The organism is Streptomyces sp. S6, assembly GCF_054880855.1.
Genome location: NZ_JBTYMC010000447.1, coordinates 1 through 4,049, shown reverse-complemented (window position 1 = coordinate 4,049; position 4,049 = coordinate 1). Strand labels below are relative to the sequence as shown.

At 74.4% G+C, this 4,049-nt stretch carries 1 protein-coding gene; it reads left to right on the top strand.

The genetic code is table 11. From position 1 onward, the window contains the following. The coding region (locus ACVNF4_RS33305) for a beta-ketoacyl synthase N-terminal-like domain-containing protein (protein ID WP_461806604.1) at positions 1–4,049 on the top strand (4,049 nt) is incomplete at both ends.

Below are 4,049 nucleotides of genomic sequence, written 5' to 3'. Positions count from 1 at the left end.
GCGGCGGCGCCGGGGTCGTCCTGGACTCCCAACTCGCCCTGCTGGCCGAGTCGTCACTCCCCGACCGGCTCGCTGCCGGTGACTCCCAACTCGCCCTGCTGGCCGAGTCGTCACTCCCCGACCGGCTCGCTGCCGTCGTCCGCACTCTGGACGGCTCGGAGTCCGCCGTCGTGGACGGCATCCGGTGCGTGGAGCGCCGGGGCGTACGGATCCCGGTGGGCCAGGACGGTTTCCTCGCCGCCGAGTTCGCCGACCGGTGGAGCGATGTCCGGGGAACCGTACGGGAGTTGACCGAAGCGATGCGCTCGGCGCTGCACGACGACAGCACCGTGCGGACGTTGGTCCCGGACTCGGCGATGAGCCGGGCGCTGGGGACCCGACTGCCCCTCGCACAGGGGCCGATGACGCGGGTGAGCGACCGGGCGGCGTTCGCGGCGGCCGTGGCGCAGGACGGGGCCCTGCCGTTCCTGGCGCTGGCCCTGGCGAACGGCGAGCAGTCACGGGCGATGCTCGGGCAGACCCGGGAGGCGGTCGGCGACAAGCCGTGGGGGGTGGGCGTCCTCGGCTTCGCGCCCGAGGAGTTGCGCACGGCCCAGCTGGAGGCGGTACGGCTCTGTCGGCCGACCCACGCGATCATCGCGGGCGGACGGCCTTCCCAGGCACGGGTGTTGGAGGACGCGGGCATCGCCACGTTCCTGCACGTCCCGTCCCCGCAGTTGCTGCGCCAGTTCCTCGAAGCGGGCGCGCGGCGGTTCGTCTTCGAAGGTGCGGAGTGCGGCGGCCACGTCGGCCCGCGCGCCGCATTCCCGCTGTGGGAAGCCCAGTTGGGGGTGCTGGCCGAGTTCGGGGACGTCACCGAGGTGGAGGTGTTCTTCGCGGGCGGCGTGCACGACGAGCGGTCGGCGGCGATGGTCGCGGCGCTCGCCGCACCGCTGACGGCCCGGGGTGCCGCGGTCGGGGTGCTGATGGGTACGGCCTACCTCTTCACGGAGGAGGCCGTGGGCCAGGGCGCCATCCAACCCCTGTTCCAGGAACAGGTGTTGGCGGCCGGCGCGACGACGCTGCTGGAGTCGGCGCCCGGTCACGCCACCCGCTGCGTGCCGAGCCCCTTCACGGACGGGTACCGCGAGGAGGCGGCCCGGCTGCGGGCACGCGGCCTGCCCGAGCGGGAGGTGTGGGAGGAGCTGGAGCGGCTCAACGTGGGGCGGCTGCGCATCGCCGGCAAGGGCGTGGAGCGGGACGCGGACGGGGCGCTCGCCTCCGTGGACGAGCAACGGCAGCTCGACGAGGGGATGTTCATGGCCGGCGAGGTCGCCGTCCTGCGCTCCCGCACGACGACGATCGCCGCGCTCCACGCGTCGGTGACGACCGGCGCGGCGGCCTTCCTCACCGAACGGGTCACTCCCCGCACGGCGGTCGAGCCCCCGGCACCGGCGCCGCTGGACGTCGCGATCGTCGGCATGGCCTGCATGTTCGCCGGGTCCCCGGACCTCCCCTCGTTCTGGGCGAACGTCGTCGCCGGCACCGACGCGGTCACCGAAGTACCCCCGGAGCGCTGGGACTCCGCCGTCCACCACGGCACGTCCACCGACTCCAAGTGGGGCGGCTTCCTGCCGCGGATCCCCTTCGACCCGCTGCGCTACGGCATTCCGCCCACCTCCCTCGGCAGCGTCGAGCCGGTCCAGCTGCTGTCCCTGGAGGCCGCCCGGCGTGCCCTGGACGACGCCGGATACGGCGACGGGGGGCGGGAGTTCGACCGCTCGCGCACCTCGGTGGTGTTCGGCGCGGAGGCGGGCAGCGACCTGTCGAACGCAGCGACCCTGCGCGCCGTCCTGCCCTCCTACTACGGCGAGGTCCCCCCGGCGCTGGACGGCCAACTCCCGCGCCTCACCGAGGACTCGTTCCCCGGCATGCTCGCCAACGTCGTCTCGGGCCGCATCGCCAACCGCCTCGACCTGGGCGGCGCCAACTACACCGTGGACGCGGCCTGCGCGTCCTCGCTGGCGGCGGTGGACGTCGCCTGCAAGGAGCTGCTGTCGGGGACCAGCGACGTCGTGCTGTGCGGCGGCGCCGACCTGCACAACGGCATCAACGACTACGCCCTGTTCTCCTCCGTCCACGCCCTCTCCCCCACCGGCCGCTCCCGCGCCTTCGACTCCGCCGCCGACGGCATCGCCCTGGGCGAGGGCGTCGCCTGCGTCGTCCTCAAGCGCCTCGCCGACGCGCAGCGGGACGGCGACCGCGTCTACGGCGTGATCAAGGGCCTCGGCTCCTCCAGCGACGGCCGTTCCCTGGGCCTGACCGCACCCCGGCCGGAGGGCCAACGGGCCGCGCTGGAGCGGGCCTACCGCAACGCGGGCGTGTCCCCGGCCGAGGTCGGGATCGTCGAGGCGCACGGCACGGGGACGGTCGTCGGGGACCGGACCGAACTGACCATCCTCTCCGACGTGTTCGCCGAAGCGGGCTCCTCGCCCGGGAGTTGTGTCCTCGGGTCGGTCAAGTCGCAGATCGGGCACACCAAGTGCGCGGCCGGACTCGCGGGGCTGATCAAGACGACACTGGCGCTGTACACCGGCGTCCGGCCGCCGACCCTGCATCTGACGGCGCCCAACTCGGCCTGGAAGGACGGGGAGAGCCCCTTCGCGTTCCACTCCGAGGCCCGGCCCTGGGCTGCCGAGCCCTCCCGACGGATCGGCGGGGTCAGCGCGTTCGGGTTCGGCGGGACCAACTTCCATGTCGTGCTGGCCGCGCACGACGAGGGGGCGCGAGGTGTCGAGGAGTGGCCCGCCGAACTGTTCCTGTTCCGGGGGCGGGACGCGGCCTCCGCTCGGCGGGGTGCCGCGGAGCTGCTCAAGGCCGCCGAGGCGCCGGGGCAGGCGTGGCGCCTGCGGGATCTCGCGCTGAGCGCGGCGCGGCGGGCGGACGCGAGTGAGGAGGCGGTGCGGTTCGCGGTGGTGGCGTCCGATGTGGAGGAGCTGGTGCGGGAGTTGAGGGGGGTGGAGTCGCGGGAGGCCCTTGAGGGGGCGGGGGGCAGCGGGGCCGACGGTGATGTCGGCGGCTGGAGTGGTGGGGTGGGCAGCGGTGAGGCCGGCGGCAAAGTGGCGTTCCTCTTCCCCGGCCAGGGCAGCCAGCGCCCCGGCATGCTCGCCGATCTCTTCGTCGCCTTCCCCGAGCTGCGGCACTACCTGGAGCTGGGCCGCGCCCACGCCCCGACGATGTATCCGCCCACCGCCTTCGACGAGGCCGCCCGTGAGCGCCAGAACGCGGCCCTGACCGACACCCGCGTGGCCCAACCCGCCCTGGGCATCGCAGGGTTGGCCGCATTCACGGTCCTCACGGTCGTCGGGATCCACCCCGACATGGCGGCCGGGCACAGTTACGGCGAGCTGGTCGCCCTGTGCGCCGCCGGGGTCGTCTCCCCGCGCGCACTGCTGGAGTTGAGCGAGGAGCGGGCGTCCGCGATCCTGGCCGCCGCCGGGGACGAGCCGGGCACGATGGCGGCGGTGTCGGCGGACGCGGAGGCCGTCGGACGTGTCCTGGCGGACCTCGGTGACACGGGCGTGGTGATCGCCAACCTCAACTCCCCCGAGCAGACGGTCGTCTCGGGCCCGGCGGACGGGGTCGCCGACGCCGTCCGGCACCTGCGCACCGCCGGTCTCACCGCACGCCGCATCCCGGTCGCCTGCGCCTTCCACAGCCCCCTCGTCGCCGGGGCGGGCCCGATGTTCGCCGCGGCCCTCGCTCAACACTCTTTCCACGAGCCGGAGTTCCCCGTCTGGGCCAACCGGACAGCCGCCCCCCACACCCCCGACGCCGTCCGCACCGAACTCGCCGCCCAGATCGGCTCCCCGGTCCGCTTCGCCGACCAGATCGAGGCCATGTACGACGCCGGCGCGCGGGTCTTCGTGGAGGCCGGGCCGGGGTCGGTGCTGACGCGGCAGCTACGGCACCACCGAGACCTGCGGCCCGATCACCGCCAACACCCCAGATGGCGAGCGCGTCCCCGGCTCCTGCGGACGCCCCGTCCCCGGCCTCGACGTCCGCCTCGT